This window comes from Tetzosporium hominis (genome assembly GCF_002265435.1).
Lineage (GTDB): Bacteria > Bacillota > Bacilli > Bacillales_A > Planococcaceae > Chryseomicrobium > Chryseomicrobium hominis.
Genome location: NZ_NOKQ01000238.1, coordinates 1 through 279, shown reverse-complemented (window position 1 = coordinate 279; position 279 = coordinate 1). Strand labels below are relative to the sequence as shown.

Annotated in this window: 1 pseudogene; it reads right to left on the bottom strand. The window is 58.1% G+C overall.

The annotated features are described in order from the left end of the window. Positions 1-279 (bottom strand): annotated as a pseudogene (locus CF394_RS16230) (SGNH/GDSL hydrolase family protein); the annotation flags it as partial.

The window sequence follows — 279 nt, the reverse complement described above, 5'->3', positions numbered from 1 at the left end:
ACATCCTTGATTCCGTCCTTAAGTCCGCTGAACAAGGCTTCTGTTGCTCCGCCGGACAGGCTGAGCGTCTGGCATAGTCTACCTTCTACAACGCAATCCATGGCGGCGGCGTCCGCAAGCGGTGCAAAAGATACGGCCACCTCGGTAGAGTCCGTCCGCAGCCGCAGGCGAACACCGGCACATATCTCGGCTTTGCCATCGATTCCCCCAGGCGGATACAGCTCGTAATCCATGTAAGGAATACGCCACGGCTTGATACCATCCTCCCCGTGTTCGAGC